The organism is Candidatus Accumulibacter similis (assembly GCA_013347225.1).
Lineage (GTDB): Bacteria > Pseudomonadota > Gammaproteobacteria > Burkholderiales > Rhodocyclaceae > Accumulibacter > Accumulibacter similis.
Genome location: CP054595.1, coordinates 1,571,790 through 1,591,071 on the forward strand (window position 1 = coordinate 1,571,790; position 19,282 = coordinate 1,591,071).

Consider the following 19,282-nt stretch of genomic DNA (forward strand, 5'->3'; position numbering starts at 1 on the left):
CGGATCAGGCAGGCGGTGGAGCGGACGGTGGCGGGGAGGTGGGCGCTGCTGCTGCATCGGGCGCCACCGCTTTGTCGGCCGTGACTTGCTGCCGGCACGCCTGGCGCAGGAAGCTCATCTGCTCGCGATAGCGGGCGCAGCCGGAACAGAGCAGCGTGTGCAGCCGCAGCGCCAGGCGGTCGCCGGCGCTGAGGTCGCGGTCCATCTCGTCCGACATCAGCCGGGTTGCCTGCTTGCAGTTCATCATGCCGCCTGCCCTCCACTGCCGGCAAACCAGCGCTGGTCGAGGCACAGGCGCAGTCCCATGCGCGCCCGGTGCAGCACGACCCAGCAGTTGTTGCTGCTCATCGACAGCTCGGCGCAGATCTCGTCGGTGTCGAGCCCGAGCACCTCGCGCATCATGAAGACGCGCGCCGTCCCCGGCGGCAGCCGGTTCATGCAGGCGTCGAAGACGGCCCAGAAGCTGCGGTTCTCGAAGCTGCGCTCGGGATCTCCCCAGTCCGACGGCCGCGTATCGCGCTGCCAGTGGCCGTTGCCCTGGAACAGCGGGTCGAAGTCGGCCTCGTCGATCTCATTCAGCGGGTCTTCATAGGCGGGTTCGCGCACCCGTCGGCGGATGATGTCCACGATCTTGTTCCTGAGGATGGCGAAGATCCAGGTCTTCAGCCGCGCACGCTCGCCGAAGCGGTCCGCTCCCTGCAGGGCAGCCAGCATGGCTTCCTGCACCGCATCCTCGGCACTCGCCTGGTCGCGCAGATGCAGCGTCGCGAAGCGCAGCATCTCGCGTCGGAAACCGGCCAGTTCGGCGGCGATGTCGGCGGCCTGTGGCGGCAGCTCACGGCCGGCGGTGGCTGACCCGGTCGGGTCGATTTGGCTGCTGGGTCCCATTTTCCTGGCTGGCTTCTCAACTGGTGCGGGCGGTGGAACAGCGACTCAGCGACGCGCCAGCTCTTGGCGAATGAGCTGTCGCCGATCGGCTTCGCGGTGGCCGCTTTCGATCACCCGGCCCAGGCTGTCGTTGATCATCATCTGGTGGCGATGTCCGCCGGCCAGCGCCTTGACATGCTCGACGATCGGCGCGTCGAGCATGATGTCGATGCGCCGCGGCCAACAGGCTCTCGAACCGCGGCCGGCGACTCGGCACGTTGCCAGAAGCATCCGGCGTATCGGTAGGGGAGGTCCGTTTCATCGCTGTCTGCCTTGCGCAGTGGAGTGTCGCGGCTTGCCGCGACGGGTTCAACAGGCACGATCTGCACCATCAGCAAATCCGGAAGGCCAATGCCGACCACGCGCTGCTCGCCATGGTCCTCCCGATCATCGTCGATCGGCAGCAGCGGGCCAGCGAACACCCTTGCCGTGGTGGCCAAATTCCGTCCGTGCTTCTTCAGGTGCGCGTGTCGCCTGGCTTCATCCCAAGCATGACGCATGCGCCGAAGATACACACGTCCATCTGTATGTCAACCGCGGCAAGGCGGATCCGCAGTCAACTGTCGGTCGACCGCCAGGGGTGGTACCGGCGGCGCGGCGGCTGCCTCACGACTGCAGCGCCGCCGTCAGCGAGGCGACATCCGCTGCCGATTCGCGCAGGATGTCGCGCAGCGTCTCCTCGCCGACGAGCAGGTCGATCGATGCCGCCATCCCTTCGCGTGGACAGCCGTCGAGGTCGCGCAGCGGGCTTTCGACCGGTGCCAGCTCGTCGGCGAGCAGCAGCGTATCACCCAGCGTCGTCGGCGGCATGGCGAGAAAGCCCTGCCAGCAGACCTCGATGGCATCGATGATCGGCTGCGGCACCGCCAGCGCCTTGAGCACCGCCCGTCCGACCTCGGCCTCGCCGCTTTCGCTCCAGGCCGGAAAGTCCTCGTCGAGCAGGCCCGGATGGTCGCGCGTGCGCGAGATCAGGTAGAAGGCGCCGACTTCGTGCACGATGCCGGCAAACAGCGCCGTCTCAGGGTCGAGGCGGGTGACGCGGCGGGCGAGGACCTGCGCCAGTGCGGCGACGTGGGCGGTGTGTTGCCACAGGCGGTCGGCCAGCTCGCGATCTCTCGCCGTTGCCGGCGCCGCCAGTTGCCGGCTGACGACGGCGCTGGCCAGCGCGCGCAGATAGCGAAAGCCAAGCCGCAGGACCGCCGTGCGGACGTCGGTGATCGGCCGGCCGGAGCGGTTGCAGACGGTCGAGTTGGCGACGGCGACGACCTTGGCTGCCAGCAGCGGTTCGGCCTGCACCAGCCGCGCCGCGTGGTCGAGCGGACAGCCGGGATCGTCGAGCGCGCGCTTGAGCCGCAGCGCGACGACCGCGCTGGTCGGGAAGCTGACCTCGCCGCGCTCGATTTCCACCGCGATCTTCTTCAGGATTTCGTAACGTTCCACAGTCCTTCTCCCGGATCCTGTCTGGCTGGGGCGCCGACGATCAGCGGTCGGCAGCGACCAGCGCCGTCGCGATCTGCGACAGTGGCAGCACCTGCTCGACGGCGCCCAGCCTGATCGCCTCCCTGGGCATGCCGAAGACGACGCACGAAGCCTCGTCCTGGGCGATCGTCGCCGCGCCGGCATCGCGCATCTCCTTCAGGCCGCGCGCGCCGTCGTCGCCCATGCCGGTCATGATCACGCCTACGGCATTGCGACCGGCGAAGCGGGCGACCGAGCGGAAGAGGACATCGACCGACGGCCGGTGACGATTGACCGGCGGCCCATCGACGACCTCGACGTGGTACTGGGCGCCGCTGCGCTTGAGCAGCATGTGCCTGCCGCCCGGCGCGATCAGCGCTCTGCCCGGCAGCACGCGGTCGTGCGAGCGTGCTTCGCGGACCTCGATCGCCGCCAGCGAATCGAGCCGTTCGGCGAACATCGCCGTGAAGCGCTCGGGCATGTGCTGGACGACGACGATTCCCGGCACGGTCTTCGGCAGGCTGGTCAGGATTGCCTCGAGCGCCTGTGTGCCGCCGGTCGACGTGCCGATGGCGATGACCTTGTCGGTCGTCTGCAGCACCGGCGTCGTGCCGGCGGTCAGGATGACGTCGGCACGGTGGAGCGATTGTGCCGCCGCGAGCGGCGGCGCCGCGCCGGCCAGGGATCCGGTCGCGGCGGCTGCGCGGCGCAGCGGGCCTACATTGGCGCGGGCGGCGGCGCGCACGGCGGTGAGAATGTCGTTCGACGCATCCTCGAGAAAGGCTTTCACCCCGAGTCTGGGCTTGCCGATGACGCTGAAGGCACCGGCCGCCAGCGCCTGGGCCAGCGTCTCGCTGCCAGCGGTAGCCAGCGACGAGCAGATGATCACCGGTGTCGGGCGTTCGGCCATCAGCGCGCGCAGGAACGAGAGGCCGTCCATGCGCGGCATCTCGACGTCGAGAATGATCACGTCCGGCCAGTCCCGGCGCATCTTCTCCATGGCGAACAGCGGATCGGCAGCCGTGGCCACGAGTTCGATGTCGCACGCTCGTGCGACCGCCTGCGCCACCGCCTGGCGAACGACGGCCGAGTCGTCGACCACCAGCAGCCGGGTTCTTGCCCTTGCCGTCGGTCGTTGCTCCGTCATCAGTCTGGCTTGCGATAGATCGTCGGCCTGACGGTCCGCAGGCGGTCGGTGAGACCGTGCAGCGATTCCGCATGGCCGACGACGAAGTGGCCGCCCGGCTTGAGGCAGGGCAGCATGTTGCCGATCACCTTGCGCTTCGTCTCGGCATCGAAGTAGATCATGACGTTGCGCAGGAAGATGACGTCGAAGTGGCCGACGCCGGTGATCGGCAAGGTCAGGTTCACCTGCGCGAAACGGACCCGTTGTCGGAGCTGGTTGTCGATCAGCAGTTTGCCTTCCTGTCCGCGGACCCCCTTGAGGCAGTACTTGCGCAGGCACACCGGCGGGATTCCCGAGATCCGCTCCTGAGAGTATACGCCGGCCTGCGCCTTCGCCAGCACGCTCATGCTGATGTCGGAGCCGAACACCTCCCACGGTCGCTGCAGGCAGTGCTCGGCGAGCACCATCGCCATCGAGTACGCTTCCTCGCCGCTCGAGCTCGCGCCACTCCAGACCCGGAAGGGCCCGCCCGTTGTCGTCTCCCGGCGCACCAGGTCGCGCAGAAAATCGAAGTGCTGCGGTTCGCGGAAGAAGTAGGTCTCGTTGGTCGTCAGCAGATCGACCATCTTCTGCACCTCGTCCGGATCGTCGCCCGATGCGAGCAGCCGGTAGTATTCGCTGTAGCTGGTGAGGCCGAGATGTTCGAGGCGGCGGCCGAGGCGGCCGACGAGCAGCACGCGCTTGGCATCGGACAGGCTGATTCCAGCGAGCCGGTGGATCAGTCGCTGGAAGAGGGCGAACTCCCGGTCGGTGATGGCTGGTCGGGAAGGGTGCATGTGTTTGCTCAGAAGAGTTCGATGTCGGTCTTCTTCGGCGCCACGACGAGGGTGCGGGCGTACGACCTCTCGGCTTCGACGATGCTCTGGCTGGTCTGGCCGCGCTTGCAGAAGACGTCGCCGGTCTGCGGGTCGAGGACGACCTTGCGTGACCAGGGCCCCATCAGGTCCGAGGCCAGCAGGCTGATGCCCTCGCGCGCCAGCCACTCGCACGCGAATTCGGCGTTGCGTTCGCCGATGCTGATGCCGCTGAGTGACGAAATGACGTTGCCACCGCCAAAGGCCTTGCCCTGCAGGCGCTGCTTCCGTGCGCCGCGGCCGATCATGCCGTTCAGCAGCGCTTCCATGCAGTAGTTGCCGCAGAGTAGCACGTCGAGGTCGCGGTTGGCTGATTTCTCGTGGCGTGGCAGCATGAAATGGTTGAGGCCGCCGATCCGCAGTGTCGGGTCCCAGAGGCAGACGGCGACGCACGAGCCGAGCAGTGTCGCGAGCGGCCGCTCGCCTTCGATCGCCCAGGCGCCGGGATTGACGTTGCGCGCCAGTCGCTCGAGATCGCGAGGGTTGCTCACCGGCCGCCCTCCCGTGGTCGGTGTGCTCCGCCAACATCCGGCAGCGGACGCCTGAGCGCGGTCACGTCGTCGTAGATGACGGCGACCTGGCCGTATTCCGGAGAGTAGGCGGTGAGCCGATACTGGCGGTCGAGGTCGCTGCGGTAGTCGTCGAACTGCGCGCCGTCGCCGCTGAGGGCGACCGCCGCATAACGTTCCATCCAGCGGCGGTCGAGCTGCGGCATGACGGCGCTGGCGCAGCGGCCGATGATCCACGAGCGGTCGAGGCCGGTGATCGCCTCGAAGGCTGGATTGGCCTCGAGGAAGCGGTAGTCGCAGGCCTGGCCGGTGGCATCGAGGACGATCTCATGCAGTGCGAAGCCGGAAGTCAGCGCTTCGAACAGGCCGCGAAAGCGCCTTTCGCCGACCGGTTCGCCGACCTCCCCGGCGAGCGGTGCCGCGGGATGCCGGATCGTCAGTATCAGGTAGTGCGTGGTGGCAGCCCGCGCGTGGCTGCCGAACGGGGTCAGAGACCAATGCCAGCGATCGAGATCGCCGCCGTGTCCGGGTCGCGGGCGGGCGGGCAGAGCGGCGCGCGCCTGCGCGACGCCCGAATCGCGGACCTCGCGAAACACCGCCTCGCTGGCGGCGTGCGGAAAGAGTGCAAAGTAGTGGCGACCCGGGAAGAAATCCGGCGGCTTGCCGATGGCGTCCGCGTAGCCCTGGCTGACCCGCAGGAAGGTGAACTCCGCGTCGAGTATGGCCACGGCGATCCCGGCCTGCGCGAGGACCGCCGCCCATGGCGAGCCCAGGTCGATGCAGGCGGCGAGTCGACGTTCGATTCTCACGGTGGTCTTTGTGTTCATCGGTGCCTGTTCAGTCCGGTTCTCGAGGATGGTGTCAGTGGCCGCCGCTCAGATCGGCTGCAACCAGCCTGCAGCCGCCATCCCTCGGGCGCTGCGGCGCGTGCCGGCGCGGCCGCTGCCTGGGGGCTGCCGGCTTGCCGACGGAGTGCCGCCGTCGGCAAGCCGGAAGAAGCTCATCCGTTCCTGCAACTCAGCCGCCTGGCCGCCAAGTTCTTCGGCTGTTGCGGCGAGTTCCCCGGAGGCCGCTGCGTTCCGCTGTGTCGACTGGTTCAACCGGCCCATTGCGCCGTTGATCTGGCCGACGCCGGCCGACTGGTCCTGCGACGTGGCGGCGATTTCCTGTACGAGGTCGGAGGTGTTGCGGATCGATGGCAGCATCTCGCCGAGCAGCGAGCCGGCACGTTCGGCGAGCTTGACCGAATCGCCGGCGACGTGGCCGATTTCCTGCGCGGCGATCCGGCTGCGTTCGGCAAGCTTTCGCACTTCGGCGGCGACGACGGCAAAGCCCTTGCCCCGTTCGCCGGCGCGCGCCGCCTCGATGGCGGCGTTGAGCGCCAGCAGGTTGGTCTGGTAGGCGATGTCGTCGATGATGCCGATCCTGGCGGCGATACTGTGCATCGCCTCGACCGTGCGGCCGACGGCGTCGCCACCTTCGGCCGCCTGACGGGCGGCCGTCGAGGCGATGCCGCCGGTGACGCGGGCGTTCTCGGTGTTCTCGACGACCGAGGCATTCATCTGTTCCATGCTCGAGGTCGTTTCCTCGACCGACGCGGCCTGCTCGCGCGACGACTGCGCCAGCGACCGGGCGGTGGCGGAAACCTGTCCGGAAGCGTTCGAGAGGTTGTCGGCAGCGGCGCACACTTCGCCGATCGTCTCGACGAACCTGGCGACGGTCTGGTTGATGGCGTTCCTCAACTCTTCGAAGTCGCCCCGGTAGCTGGTGGTGATGGTCTGCGTCAGGTCGCCCGCGGCCATCGCCCGCATGATGCTGCGGACTTCGTTGATTGGTCCGACGACGCTGTCGAGGGTGTCGTTGACGCCGGCGACGACCTTGCGAAAGTCGCCGTGGTGGCGGCTCGCTTCGGCACGTGTGGCGAGCTGGCTGGCAGCGGCCGCCGCTGCCAGCATGGCGGCGTCGGCGACCAGCGCATCGACCGCGTCGATGCAGGTGTTGAGGTTGCGCTTGATGAGGTCGTAGTCGCCGCGGTAGCTGTCGCTGATCTTCGGCGGGATGTCGCCCTTGGCGATGCGGTCGACGTAGCGGGCGGTGACGTTGAGCGGACCGATGACGGCGTCGAGCGTGTCGTTGACACCCTGGACCACCTTCGCGAAGTCGCCCGGATGGCTGGCCGCGTCGGCACGCGTCGCGAGCTTGCCCGAGACGGCGGCACGGGCGAGCAGATTGGCATCGGCGACGAGTCGCTGAACCGAGCTCTGGATGGCTGCGGCGGCGCTTGCCAGCAGTCCGATCTCATCCCGGCGCGCCAGCGTGATCGTCTGGCTGAGGTCGCCATCGGCAATTCTCAGCGCCGTCAAGGTGAGCGAATGCACGTCGCGCAGCATGCGCGCAAGCAGCCAGGTGAGCGACACGGACAGGATGCCGGCGAGCGAGCCGAGCGCAATGTCCAGAGCCATGACGTTGCGTGCATCCTCGTACGCGCTCTCGGCCGCAGCGACGGTCCGGCTGGCGAGGGTGTCTTCGAGTGCCTTCAGGCCGTCGATCTTGCTGGTGATCGTCGCGGCCCACTCGCCCGGCGCAATGCCGAAGTTGCCATCGCTGGCCGAATCGAGTGCGATCTTGCGCATCGCCGCCGCATTTCTCGAGAAGTCGGTGGCGAGCAGAGCGTCGAGCGCGTCGATCAGCTCGTCATCGGACGACATCATGCGGAAGGTATCGAGATGTGCGTTCTGATTCGTCACGATGCCGAGCAGTCGATGCAGGACCGTGTCGGACATCGGCAGGTCGGTGGAAAACGTGGCATTGAGTGTCGCGCGTTCCGGCCCGGTGTACTCCTTGGCCTGGATCAAGCCGTTGTAGGCGATGAAGCGGCGGACCATTTCGGCGTTCGCCAGGGTCGGCGAGACATGCGCGACGGCGGCGAGTTCGAGGTCGATCAGGCGCGTGTAGAAGGCGAAGGACTCACTGCCCGAAATGACGAGGGAACGCACCCGTTGCCGGCGCTCGGCAAGCTCCTCGCCGAAGTCGGCTGCTTCCTTGAAGCGACGAGCGAACTGATCGGGCAGCACGCTGGCCCGCTCCGACCGGATTCTCGCCAGAGCCTCGGTGCGGGCGTCGGTGAGCCGGCGCTGAGCAAGCAGTTCGTCGGCGAACTTCTGCCCCTGGGAGGCGATGAAACCGGCGGAGAAGCCGCGTTCCCTCTGCAATTCGTGCACCAGATCGCTGGTGGCGACGGCGACCTCGGTCATGGACAGAAGCTGCCGGCTTTCCTGCATGGCGCGATAGTTCGTCGCGACCGAACTGAGCAGGAAGGCGGCAAACCGATGCTCAGGAGACCGGTCATGGCCAACAGGCGAACGCGGATCGAGCGCAGGTTCATGACCCTGCTCCGCCGTCCGGGCTCGCCGTTCCGACCGACGGGCGCCGACGGCCTGCCAGCGTGAAGAAGGTCATGGTCTGCTGCAGCCGAGCGGCCTGCACGCCGAGTTCCTCGGCGGTGGCGGCGAGTTCCTCGGAGGCCGAGGCATTCTGCTGCGTCGCCTGGTTGAGCTGGTGCATGGCGCCGTTGATCTGGCCGACGCCGGCGGACTGTTCGGCGGATGCCCGGGCGATCTCCTGCACCCGTTCGGAGGTCCTGCCGATGGTCGGCACCATCTCGCCGAGCAGGCTGCCGGCGCGTTCGGCCTGCCTGACCGACGAACTGGCGAGGTTGCCGATCTCCTGCGCGGCGACCTGCGAGCGTTCGGCGAGCTTCCGGACTTCGGCGGCGACGACGGCGAAACCCTTGCCGTGTTCCCCGGCGCGTGCCGCCTCGATGGCGGCGTTGAGCGCCAGCAGGTTGGTCTGGTAGGCGATGTCGTCGATGATGCCGACCTTGGCGGCGATGCTCTTCATGTCGTCGACGGTCTTGCCGACGGCTTCGCCGCCGTCTGCCGCCTGCCTGGCGGCAGACGCTGCCATGCCGTCGGTGAGCCGGGCGTTGTCCGTGTTGCGCGAGATCGAAGCCGCCATCTGATCCATTGACGAGGTCGTCTGCTCGACCGAGGCGGCCTGCTCGCTCGCGGAGTGCGACAACGCCTGCGCGGTGGCCGAGACCTGGCCGGCGGCGTTCGAGAGGTTGTCGGCGGCGGTGCGGACTGCACGGATGATCTCGACCAGGCGGACGATGGTCTGGTTGATGGTTGTCTTCAGCTCGTCAAAGTCGCCTCGGTAAGCGGTGACGATCGTCTGTGACAGGTCGCCGCCGGCCAGGGCACCCAGGATGTGGCGGACTTCCTGGATCGGCTCGACGACCTTGTCGAGCGTGTCATTGACCCCGGCGACGATCTTCCGGAAGTCGCCCTGATGCCTGGCCGCGTTGGCGCGGGTGGCGAGCTTGCCCTGCACGGCGGCATCCGCCAGCACGGCGGCGTCGGCGACGAGCGCGTTGATGGCATCGATGCAGGTGTTGAGGTTGTTCTTGAGGAGGTCGAAGTCGCCGTTGTAGGGGTCGGTGATCTTTGCCGGGATGTCGCCCCGGGCGATGCGGTCGACGGTGGCGGCAGCGACGTTGAGCGGGCCGATCACGGCGTCGAGCGTGTCGTTGACCCCGGTGACGATCTTCCGGAAGTCGCCCTGGTGCCTGGCGGCGTCGGCGCGCGTCGCGAGCCTGCCGTCCACGGCGGCGCGGGTCAGCCGTGCGGCGTCGGCGACCAGAGCATTGATGGCGTCGATGCAGGTGTTGAGGTTGTTCTTGAGGATGTTGAAATCGCCGTTGCAGGGATCGGTGATCTTCGCCGGGATGTCGCCCCGGGCGATCCGCTCGACGGTGGTGGCTGCGACGCTGAGCGGACTGATCACGGCATCGAGCGTGTCATTGACGCCCTCGACGACCTTCCGGAAGTCGCCCTGGTGGCGGGTCGCATCGGCGCGTGTCGCCAGCTTGCCGGCGACGGCCGCACTGGCCAGGGTCATCGTGTCGGAAGTCAGCGTGTGAATGGCGGTGGACATTCGCTTCATGGCCGAGAGCAGGCTGCTCGCATCTCCGGCACGCACCACGATGGCGGTGGAAATGTCGCCTCGGGAGATCCGATTGGCGATCGCGGTGGCCAGCGCGGGTTCGCCACCGAGAACCCGTAGCACGAAGCGGCGAATGAAGAAGGCGAAGAGCGCGATCAGCAGGAAGCACAGCAGCGCCGCCGTGGTGATCCCCTGCCACATGAGGGCGCTGACGGCAGCGTCCACCTTGTTCAGCGAGATCTTCATGCTGACCAGCCCCAGAGGTGTCCCGACTTCTGCGGTGTGGCAGCCGGTGCAGTCCTTGCCGAGATAGCTCCTGGACGCCAGCGTCGGCCGGACAACGCGCAGATAGTGGCCATTCGGGGCATCCCGCTCGATACGCAGAATCTCCTTGCGGTCGGTCAGCGCCTCCCTCTCCAGCGCATCGAGTTCGCGGACGGCGTGACCGCCATCACCGAACTGGCTGATGACCGCCTGGCTGCGGATCACTTGCAGGTCCTTGATGACGGACAGCTCCTTGATCTGGTCGAGAAAGACCTCACGCTGTCCGACGGTGCCGGTGATCATCATTCCGGTCAGGCCGGCCATCGTCATCTCGTGAATGCTTTTCGAGAAGTCCTCCGCCTGCTCGAGAATCGTCTGGCGATTGACCCTGGTTTCCCAGGCGATCAGGCTCCCGAGCGCGAGAGCCAGCATCAGCCAGATCGCCAGGGTCAGGCGCAGCCAGATCGGCATCGTGGAAAGAGTCATCGCCATTTCTCCATCGGTCGGACGCACTGCCGGGCCGGGCCTTCCCGGCAATGGTCCCTCAGCTTGCTGTCGGCATCGCCGTCGCGTCGGCGACGGCTTCCGTGGCCGTCAGTTGCGCGATTTCCTCGACTGACAATACCCTGTTGATGCTGAGCAGGATGACGAACTTGCCGCCGACGTTGCCCATCCCGAAGATGAAGTCGGCGCGGATCCTGGCCCCGAACGACGGTGGCGGTTCGATGTCGCTGCCGGGGATCTCGAGCACTTCCGAGACCGCGTCCACCATGATGCCGATGTCGTGACGAAGGTCGTTCTCAGTGACCTCGACGATGACGATGCAGGTGCGCTTGCCGACCTGACTCTGGGCGTGTCCGAAACGTGCCGCGAGATCGATCACCGGCACGACACTGCCGCGCAGGTTGATGACGCCGCGAATGAACGGCGGCATCATCGGGATCTCGGTCAGGTTGCCGTACTCGATGATCTCCTTGACGTTGAGGATGCCGACGGCGAACATCTCGCCGCCAAGCAGGAACGTGAGGTATTGCTGGGGGGCGTCGGCAGCCGTCTGCCGGGCCTGCAGGGCGGCTGCCTGATGCCTGGCGACCGGGTTGGCGGCACCGCCTGCGGGGCGGCTCTGGGTGAGCTGGGTCATCGCGGACTCCTGGTCAGAATCGCTCGAAATCGTGTTCGGCCGCGGCGACGGCGGCGACGCGTGCCGACCCCTTGGCGCGCGGCGCGGCGACGACGACCGGTCGGCGACCGGCGGTACTGGCCTGCTTGCGGACTGCAGGCACGGCGCGACTGCTGTCAGCCAACTGGAAGAAGGTCATCAACTGCTGCAGCTGCTCGGCCTGGCTACCCATCTCCTCGGCGGTTGCCGCGAGTTCCTCGGAGGCCGAGGCGTTCTGCTGCGTCGCCTGGTTGAGCTGGCCCATGGCGCCGTTGATCTGGCCGACGCCGGAGGACTGCTCCTGCGAGGCAGAAGCGATTTCCTGGACGAGATCGGAGGTCTTCCTGATCGACGGGACCATTTCGGTCAGCAGGGAGCCGGCGCGTTCGGCGAGTTTCACCGAATCCTTGGCGACATTGCCGATCTCCTGCGCGGCGACCTGCGAGCGTTCGGCAAGCTTCCTGACTTCGGCGGCGACGACGGCAAAGCCCTTGCCGTGTTCGCCGGCCCGCGCCGCCTCGATGGCGGCGTTGAGCGCCAGCAGGTTGGTCTGGTAGGCGATGTCGTCGATGATGCCGATCTTCTCGGCGATGCTCTTCATCGCCTCGACGGTGCGGCCGACGGCGTCGCCGCCCTCGGCCGCCTGCTTGGCGGCACTCGAGGCCATGCCGTCGGTGATCTTGGCGTTCTCGGTGTTCTGCACGATCGAGGCGCTCATCTGTTCCATGCTCGAGGTCGTTTCCTCGACCGACGCGGCCTGCTCGCTTGACGATTGCGACAGTGACTGGGCGGTGGCGGAAACCTGTCCGGAAGCGTTCGAGAGGTTGTCGGCAGCGGCGCACACTTCGCCGATGGTCTCGACCAACTTGGCGACGGTCTGATTGATGGCGTTCTTCAACTCGTCGAAGTCGCCCTGGTAGCTGCTGGTGATGGTCTGGGTCAGGTCGCCCTGGGCCATCGCTCCCATGATGCGGCGGACCTCGTTGATTGGTCCGACGACGTTGTCGAGGGTGTCGTTGACGCCGGCGACGACCTTCCGGAAATCGCCCTGGTGGCGGCTCGCGTCGGCACGTGTGGCGAGCTTGCCGGCGACCGCCGCCGCCGCCAGCATGCTGGCGTCGGCGACCAGCGCATCGACCGCGTCGATGCAGGTGTTGAGGTTGTGCTTGATGATGTTGTAGTCGCCGCGGTAGGTGTCGGTGATCTTCGGCGGGATGTCACCCTTGGAGATGCGGTCGACGTAGTTGGCGGTGACGTTGAGCGGGGTGACGATGTTGCTGATGGTGTCGTTGACGCCCTTGACGAGCTGGTTCCAGCCGCCGACGAAGAGGTCGGCGTTGGCGCGCTTGCCGAGTTCGCCGTCGGCGGCGGCGCGGATGATGATTTCGGTCTGTGCGAGCAGGTCGCTCATCATCCGGACCATGTTGTTGAGGTTGGTCTTGATGACGTTGAAGTCGCCGTTGTAGTTGTCGGTGATGACCGGCGGAGTGACGCCCTTGGAGATGTCGTCCACATAGCGGGCGGTGACGTTGAGCGGGCCGATGACGGCGTCGAGCGTGTCATTGACGCCCTTGATCACCCGCTGGAAGTCGCCCTGATGCTTGGTGGCGTCGGCGCGCGTCGCCAGCTTGCCGTCGACGGCCGCCCTGGCCAACATTCCGGCATCGCCGATCATGCGCTGCACGCCTGCCTGCACCGCTTGCACGCCTTTCGCGAGCTGGCCGATTTCGTCCCGGCTGTCGATGTCGAGCTTGAAGTCGAAGTCGCCGGTCGCCATCTTGCCAGTGGCGGCGACGATCCTGCTGGTCGGGCCGGTGATCGAGCGGGTGATCAGGAAGGCGAGCAGGCTGCCGATCAGCACGGCGGCAGCGGCCAGGCTGACGATCAGCGTGCGCGTCGATGCGGCGAGGTTCTCCGCGTCCGCACCGACCTTCTCGGCCAACTCGGTCTGGTAGTCGATGAAGGTGTTGACAGCCTTGGTATAGGCGTCGAAGGCCGGGCGGTAGCCCTCGTTGAAATACCTGATCGCCTCGTCCCATTGTTGTGCCCGGATAATCTCCTCGACCTTGAGCGAGGCGGTGATGAAGCCCTTGCGCGCGTCCTTGGCGGCATCGAGGGTGGCCTTGCCCCTGTCGCCGTAGCTGAACTTGTCGAGTTCGTCGAAGCGTGCCGTGACTTTCTTTCTTGCTTCGGCGATCTTCTCCATTTCGCTGCGGGTGGCTGCGTCGCTCCTCAGGATCAGCATGTTGCGATGCCAGCGGCCGACCCCGTTGACGTCGTCGATGATGTCGTTGCCGAGCTTGGTCTTGACGTTCTTGTCCCTGACCAGTCCGGTGACTTCAGTCTGCAGGTCACCGACGCGGGTGACGCCGATGGCGGCAACGACGATCAACAGGAGCAGGGCGATCGCGAAGGCGATGCTGAGGCGGATGCCGATCTTGAGATTGGAAAGCATGGGAAGACCTCTCTGAGGGTGGATCGAAAAACGGTTGAACGGTGCTGCTCGGGCGGTGTGGGCCTTCGGTCAGGGCGGTCCATGCCGGGAACGGGGCGGTTCGAACGAATACCTGTTGGCGCGCGGGCTCTTCATGTGGGCTTCCCTTCAGGCGATCGTCGCCAGCGAGCGCTGCGACACCCGCTGGCCCTCGCGGGCGCTGGCGCGCTCGACCAGCGCCGGGACATCGACGATCAGCGCGACCTCGCCGGTGCCCAGGATCGTCGAACCACCGATGCCGCGGAGGTGCTTGAAGAGCGCGCCAAGCGGCTTGATCACGGTCTGGAACTCACCGAGCAGCGCGTCGACGACGAGCCCTGCCTTGTGTCCCGCGTACTGGACGATGACCACGTTCTGACGACCGGGAACTTCGCCGCCGATGTCGAACAGTTCGCGCAGGCGGACGAAGGGCAGCACCTCGCCACGCAGGTTGAGATAGTTGCGTTCGCCAGGAACGTCGGCGAGTTCGATGCATTCGACGACCGAGTCGAGCGGCACCACATAGGAGGCCTTGCCGACGCCGGTCAGGAAGCCATCGATGATGGCCAGCGTCAGCGGCAGGCGGATGGTGAAGGTCGAGCCCTCGCCCTCGACCGTGGCGACTTCGACGCTGCCGCGCAAGGACTGGATGTTGCGGCGGACGACGTCCATGCCGACGCCACGGCCGGAGATGTTGGTCACCTGGTCGGCGGTCGAGAAGCCGGCTTCGAAGATCAGGTTGGTGATTTCCTGGTCGCTGAGGGTCGCACCGGCGTCGATGAGGCCCTTGTCGATCGCCTTGGCACGGATCTTGTCGCGCGGCAGGCCGCCGCCGTCGTCGATGACTTCGATGACGATGCTTCCCGAGTCGTGATAGGCGTTGAGCTGCACCGTGCCGTTCTCGGGCTTGCCGCGCTCGGCGCGCAGCGCCGCCGCTTCGATGCCGTGGTCGATGGCATTGCGAACCAGATGCATCAGCGGGTCGCCGAGTCTTTCGACCACCGACTTGTCGAGTTCGGTTTCGGCGCCGGTGATGACGAGGTCGATGCTCTTGCCCATCTCGCGCGAGCTGTCGCGGATGACGCGGTTGAAGCGGTTGAAGGTGTCGCCGATCTGCACCATGCGCAACTGCAGCGCCGAGTCGCGGATGTCCTCGACGAGTCGGAGGAGGACCGAGGTCGACTCCATCAGGTCGGACTGCCCACTGCGCTGGGCGAGCAGGTTGGCGCCGGCGCCGGCGATGACCATCTCGCCCACCAGATCGATCAACTGGTCGAGCTTGTCGGCGTGCACCCGCACCATGCGCGCTTCAACGGCCTTCTTCTCGCTGACGACGGTCTGCCGGTTGGCAGCAGCCTCGACCAGTTCCTTGTGTACCACCTTCTGGTCGACCAGGATGTCGCCGATCGGCGTTCGCTGCGGCGTGACGCCAGCGGGGGTGGCGGTGGCGGCCTGCTTCTGCAGCGACAACCCGGCGTCGAGTTCAGCCTGCGTCAGCGCGCCGGAGCGGACGAGGATTTCGCCGAGGCGCATCTTGTCCTCTGGCAACTCATTGATCAACTGGATGTATTCGCTGATCTTCGAGTGCGGCGGCAGGATCCGCAGTGCGCAGTCCTCGCGAACGAACTCGAAGACCTGCTCGATCTGCACCTTGGAAGCGCGTGTCTGGAACCGGATCTCGAAGCCCAGATAGCAACACTCGGGGTCCATCTGCGCTGCCACGGGCATGCCATCGGCCAGCGTCGTGATGGCGATGATCTCGCCGAGCGAACTCAGGTACTGCAGGAAGGCGAGCGGGTCCATGCCGTTTCGCAGCACTGCCGGGCCGAAACGTATCGAGATGTGCCAGGCGTCGGTGTTGACGACGCCGCCGCCCGACGCTTCGAGTTCACTGTTGTGCTCGACCGGCAGTTCGTTGTCGCGCGCGCCGCCGGCGTCGGTCTCGGGATGGCTGTCGAGGAACTGTTTGCTCAGCGTCAACAGCAGCGCATCGCCGCGCGCCTGGACCTCGGCGTCGGGTTGCGGCCGGCCGGCGGCGAGGACGTCGAGCAGGGTGCCGATGTGGTCGCAGCATTCGAGCATCACGGTCGACAGCTCGCCGCTGACCGGGATTTCGCCGTTGCGCAGCTTGTCGAGGACGTTCTCGACCTTGTGCGTGAAGGCCTCGATGAAGTGGCATTCGACGACCCCGGAACCGCCCTTGATGGTGTGCGCGGCGCGGAAGATCGCCTTCAGGTTGTCGGCGTCGTCGGGGTTCTGCTCGAGTCGCAGCAGCCCGTCTTCCATGGCGACCAACTGGTCGCGGCTTTCATTGACGAAGGTGCTGGTCAGCTCATCCATTCTGCTTCCTCATCAGGGTGGTTCGCAGCGTGTTCAGGCGTTGGCGGGGATGACCATCGGGTCACCGAAGACACCGACCAGATTGCAGAAGTCGAGGACCTGCTGGACGCGGGGGCTGTGGCCGCTGATCGTCATCTGCTTGCCTTGCTGGACACCTTCGCGCTTGAGCAGCAGCAGCAGTTGCAGGCCGGCAGTGTCCATTTCGCCGACTCCGGAGAGGTCGAGTTCGAGATGCTCTGTCGCCGCCAGCGCCGCGAGCAGTTGGTCCTTCTGCGCTTGCGCCTGGTAGATCGTCATGTCGTCGACAAGGGCCAGTCGGCTGGCGGCGGTGGTGGTGGTCATCGGTTTTCCTCGTGGTCTCGGATGCGGCGGTTCAGAACAGCTCGACGTTGGACGGCTTCGTCACCGTGGCGGGTTTCAGGGCGGCCGGTGCGCCGTGCGGCGCGGCCGGGTCGCGGGTGGCCGGGCGGCTGCGCGGCAGGCCCATCGCCTGCTTGTGTGCAGCGCGCTGCTGGTCCATGACATAGTTCGAGAACTGGTGCTCGAGCTGCTTGTCGAGTGGCTCGACGGCGTCCTCGCGGCGAACGTCGACGGCACGTTCGAGGACGCCGGCGAGTGCATCGGCGTGCTTGTCGAGACGTTCGATGCCGCCGATCACCTGTTCGACCTGCTGCCGCGTCACGTCCTGGAACTGCACGCTGGCCAGCGTATCCATGAACATCGCGCCAAGCTTGCCGCTGCTTTCGGTGATCGTCGTGAGAATGGCCCGCTCGCGGGCGGTCAGGCCCTCGTAGCTGGCGCCGAGCGAGGCGAGCTGCTGCGCGAAGCGTTCGAGGCTGTCCCGCTCCTCGTTGATATGCGAATGAGCGAGCTTGTCCTTGAACTGGCGTTCGATGATGCCGGCGACGGCGATGATTCCGTCGTTGATCTTCTTGACCGCGGTTTCGGTTTCCTGCGACAGCTTGCGGACTTCGTCGGCAACGACCGCGAAGCCGCGCCCGGCCTCACCGGCACGGGCGGCCTCGATCGCCGCATTCAGCGCCAGCAGGTTGGTCTGGCCGGCAATGTGCCGGATCAGGTCGACCAGAGTCTGCAGCGATTTGGCTTCGCGCACGGCTTCGGCACTGCGCTCCTGATCCTCGACTGCATCCTCCATGCGCTGGGCGATGAACGCTTCCAGCTTGCCGATCAGTTGGCAATTGCCGCCGATCTTCGCTTCCGACTCGTGCGCCATCGCCGCCGATTCCGCCGCGGCTTCGGCAACGAAGCGGTTGAGGTCGGTGACCACCTCGTCGATCGTCTGCAGCCGCGAAGTGACGTCGTAAGCCGCTTTCTCCGTCTGCTCGACGACGCTGCGCAACTGCCCGACGAGCACCTTGTTGAAGCGCGGAATCTCCCGCAGTTCGGGCATCGCGACGCGCTGACAGACCTTGTTCGCCGGGCAGCGATGGCGTTCATCCTTGAGCCCCTCTTCGATTCCCATGCTGACATCGCTGTACAGCACGCGTGAGACACTGCGTTGAACGGCGATGAAGATCAGCAAGCCGAGCAGGGTGATCAGGGTGTCGACGCTGCGGTCGCCGAGGTCGAAGGTGGTGGTGAGAAACGCGTCGTAGGTGTCGTGCGCCAGGAAAACGACGACGACGAGGACGAGGGCCGCCGCGACGCCGGTGATCAGCGTACGCTGGCGGTATTGTCGATACGGCTTGCTGGGAAAGTTGGCCATTGTCGGCAGCTAGCGGATGACCAGCTTGACGGTATTCAACAGGTCGTCGGCGGTCGCCGGCTTGACGATCCAGCCCGAGGCGCCGGCGGCTTTCGCCTCCTGTTTGCGGCTCTGCTGCGACTCCGTGGTGAGGAACAGGATCGGCAGGAAGCGGTAGGCGGCCAGCGAACGGACCTTCTTGATCAGCTCGATGCCGTTCATTCCCGGCATGTTGAGGTCGGTGATCAGCAGGTCGACCTTGATGCCGGCGTTGAACTTTTGCAGCGCTGCCTCGGCGTTGGCTGCCTTTTCGACGGCGTAGCCGGCCTTGCCGAGGATGCTCGAAACGCTGAGCAGGATCGTCGCCGAGTCGTCGACCAGGAAAATCGTCTTTGTCATGTTGTGCCCTCCGCGTGTCGGCGCTGGCCGGGACCGCCGCCCGCCGTGTTCGATGAGGGTGAAGCGTAGCGGCGCCGCTGTCGGGCGACCATCCGGAGATACACGGGCGCGTCAGGGGAAATACGGAGAACGGGACGCTGCCGGCGTGGTGCGGCGGATGCGCGAGCCGCGCGGCCGGTCGCGGCGCACCCTTCTTTCCGCTAGACTGGCGGCCTCGTTCCGCCCGCTGGAGGAGCCTCGATGCCAGTCATCAAGCTTCGGCCAGTGCCGTCGCGGCGCCAGCCTGGCAGACCCCCGGCGGCGCCGCGGTGGCACGCACCGCTGCTCAGTCTAGGGGCGGCTGGCCCGCGGCCATCGCCGCCAGTTGGGCGGCGTTGCTGGCTCCGGCCTTGGCCATGATGCTGGCCCGGTGGCTTTCGACGGTCCGTTCGCTGATTCCGAGTTCGGCGGCGATGAGCTTGCTGCGCTTGCCGTCGATGATGCCGCGGAGCACCTCGCGTTCGCGGCGGGTCAGCGCGCGTTGCCAGCCGTCGTTGCCGCTGCCTGCGGCCGATTTGTCGGTGGCCAGACGAACGGCCTGATTCACGCGCTCGATCAATTGCTGCACGTTGAAAGGTTTTTCTATGAAATCGAAAGCACCCAGGCGCATGGCGCGTACCGCGGTCGTCACGTCGGCGTGGCCGGTGAGGAAGATCACCGGCAACCCCGGTTCACGGTCGCGCAGCCAGTCGTGGACCTCGGGTCCGCTGATGCGCGGCATGCGGATGTCCAGCAGTACGCACGCGGCCTTGCCCGGCTGCCAGCGGCGCATGAAGTCCTCCCCCGAAGCGTGCTGCTCGGCGACCAGGCCGATACTCGCGAGGACCTCGGCGAGGAAGCGGCGAACCTGCGCGTCATCATCGACGATGCAGACCGTCTGCTTGCTGGGTGCAGTCATGATGTGCGGAAGGAAGGCATGGCTGAATCCCGGGAAGACTTCGCGAGCGATTGTAGCCACTTTCGGC

The 19,282-nt window shown here is 66.5% G+C and carries 18 protein-coding genes; all 18 read right to left on the reverse strand.

Features of this window, described 5'->3' with window-relative positions; all coding sequences use genetic code 11:
• Window positions 1-4: 4 nt before the first annotated feature.
• The 18 genes from HT579_07295 to HT579_07380 all read right to left on the reverse strand — a co-directional run bounded on the left by HT579_07295 (window position 5) and on the right by HT579_07380 (window position 19,215).
• Entirely contained in the window at window positions 5-247 is a 243-nt protein-coding gene (locus HT579_07295) for a zf-HC2 domain-containing protein (protein ID QKS28742.1), read from the reverse strand.
• On the reverse strand, window positions 244-888 hold the full coding sequence (locus HT579_07300) for a sigma-70 family RNA polymerase sigma factor (protein ID QKS28743.1): 645 nt from the start codon (window positions 886-888) through the stop codon (window positions 244-246). Before HT579_07300 ends, HT579_07295 begins: the two co-directional genes overlap by 4 nt.
• A 45-nt stretch (window positions 889-933) precedes the next feature.
• A complete protein-coding gene (locus HT579_07305; protein ID QKS27482.1) occupies window positions 934-1,089 on the reverse strand; it encodes a hypothetical protein in 156 nt (51 codons plus the stop codon).
• Window positions 1,026-1,442, reverse strand: a complete 417-nt coding sequence (locus HT579_07310) for a BrnT family toxin (protein ID QKS28744.1) — start codon at window positions 1,440-1,442, stop codon at window positions 1,026-1,028. Before HT579_07310 ends, HT579_07305 begins: the two co-directional genes overlap by 64 nt.
• A 91-nt stretch (window positions 1,443-1,533) precedes the next feature.
• Window positions 1,534-2,367, reverse strand: a complete 834-nt coding sequence (locus tag HT579_07315) for an HDOD domain-containing protein (protein QKS28745.1) — start codon at window positions 2,365-2,367, stop codon at window positions 1,534-1,536.
• 40 nt (window positions 2,368-2,407) lie between these two features.
• Complete coding sequence (locus HT579_07320; protein QKS28746.1) at window positions 2,408-3,532, reverse strand: chemotaxis response regulator protein-glutamate methylesterase; 1,125 nt, start codon at window positions 3,530-3,532, stop codon at window positions 2,408-2,410.
• Complete coding sequence (locus tag HT579_07325) at window positions 3,532-4,347, reverse strand: protein-glutamate O-methyltransferase CheR (protein ID QKS28747.1); 816 nt, start codon at window positions 4,345-4,347, stop codon at window positions 3,532-3,534. The genes HT579_07320 and HT579_07325 overlap by 1 nt, the downstream gene beginning before the upstream one ends.
• A gap of 8 nt (window positions 4,348-4,355) precedes the next feature.
• On the reverse strand, window positions 4,356-4,916 hold the full coding sequence (locus tag HT579_07330) for a chemotaxis protein CheD (GenBank protein QKS28748.1): 561 nt from the start codon (window positions 4,914-4,916) through the stop codon (window positions 4,356-4,358).
• Complete coding sequence (locus tag HT579_07335) at window positions 4,913-5,761, reverse strand: PAS domain-containing protein (GenBank protein QKS28749.1); 849 nt, start codon at window positions 5,759-5,761, stop codon at window positions 4,913-4,915. The genes HT579_07330 and HT579_07335 overlap by 4 nt, the downstream gene beginning before the upstream one ends.
• 48 nt (window positions 5,762-5,809) lie before the next feature.
• Window positions 5,810-8,188 carry a nitrate- and nitrite sensing domain-containing protein gene (locus HT579_07340; GenBank protein ID QKS28750.1) on the reverse strand — a complete coding sequence of 793 codons (2,379 nt, stop codon included), beginning with the start codon at window positions 8,186-8,188 and terminating at the stop codon, window positions 5,810-5,812.
• Window positions 8,189-8,315: 127 nt separating this feature from the next.
• Window positions 8,316-10,532, reverse strand: coding sequence for a methyl-accepting chemotaxis protein (locus HT579_07345; GenBank protein ID QKS31550.1), 2,217 nt, complete (start codon window positions 10,530-10,532; stop codon window positions 8,316-8,318).
• Window positions 10,533-10,746: 214 nt separating this feature from the next.
• Entirely contained in the window at window positions 10,747-11,343 is a 597-nt protein-coding gene (locus tag HT579_07350) for a chemotaxis protein CheW (protein QKS28751.1), read from the reverse strand.
• Window positions 11,344-11,356: 13 nt separating this feature from the next.
• Window positions 11,357-13,816 (reverse strand): MCP four helix bundle domain-containing protein, encoded by a 2,460-nt coding sequence (locus HT579_07355; GenBank protein QKS28752.1) that lies wholly within the window; start codon window positions 13,814-13,816, stop codon window positions 11,357-11,359.
• Between the two features lie 147 nt (window positions 13,817-13,963).
• Window positions 13,964-16,174 carry a chemotaxis protein CheA gene (locus tag HT579_07360; GenBank protein ID QKS28753.1) on the reverse strand — a complete coding sequence of 737 codons (2,211 nt, stop codon included), beginning with the start codon at window positions 16,172-16,174 and terminating at the stop codon, window positions 13,964-13,966.
• Between the two features lie 33 nt (window positions 16,175-16,207).
• Complete coding sequence (locus HT579_07365; GenBank protein ID QKS28754.1) at window positions 16,208-16,516, reverse strand: STAS domain-containing protein; 309 nt, start codon at window positions 16,514-16,516, stop codon at window positions 16,208-16,210.
• 31 nt (window positions 16,517-16,547) lie between these two features.
• A complete protein-coding gene (locus HT579_07370; GenBank protein QKS28755.1) occupies window positions 16,548-17,900 on the reverse strand; it encodes a chemotaxis protein in 1,353 nt (450 codons plus the stop codon).
• A 9-nt stretch (window positions 17,901-17,909) separates the two neighbouring features.
• Window positions 17,910-18,278 carry a response regulator gene (locus tag HT579_07375; GenBank protein QKS28756.1) on the reverse strand — a complete coding sequence of 123 codons (369 nt, stop codon included), beginning with the start codon at window positions 18,276-18,278 and terminating at the stop codon, window positions 17,910-17,912.
• 325 nt (window positions 18,279-18,603) lie between these two features.
• A complete protein-coding gene (locus HT579_07380) occupies window positions 18,604-19,215 on the reverse strand; it encodes a response regulator transcription factor (protein ID QKS31551.1) in 612 nt (203 codons plus the stop codon).
• Window positions 19,216-19,282 lie beyond the last annotated feature (67 nt).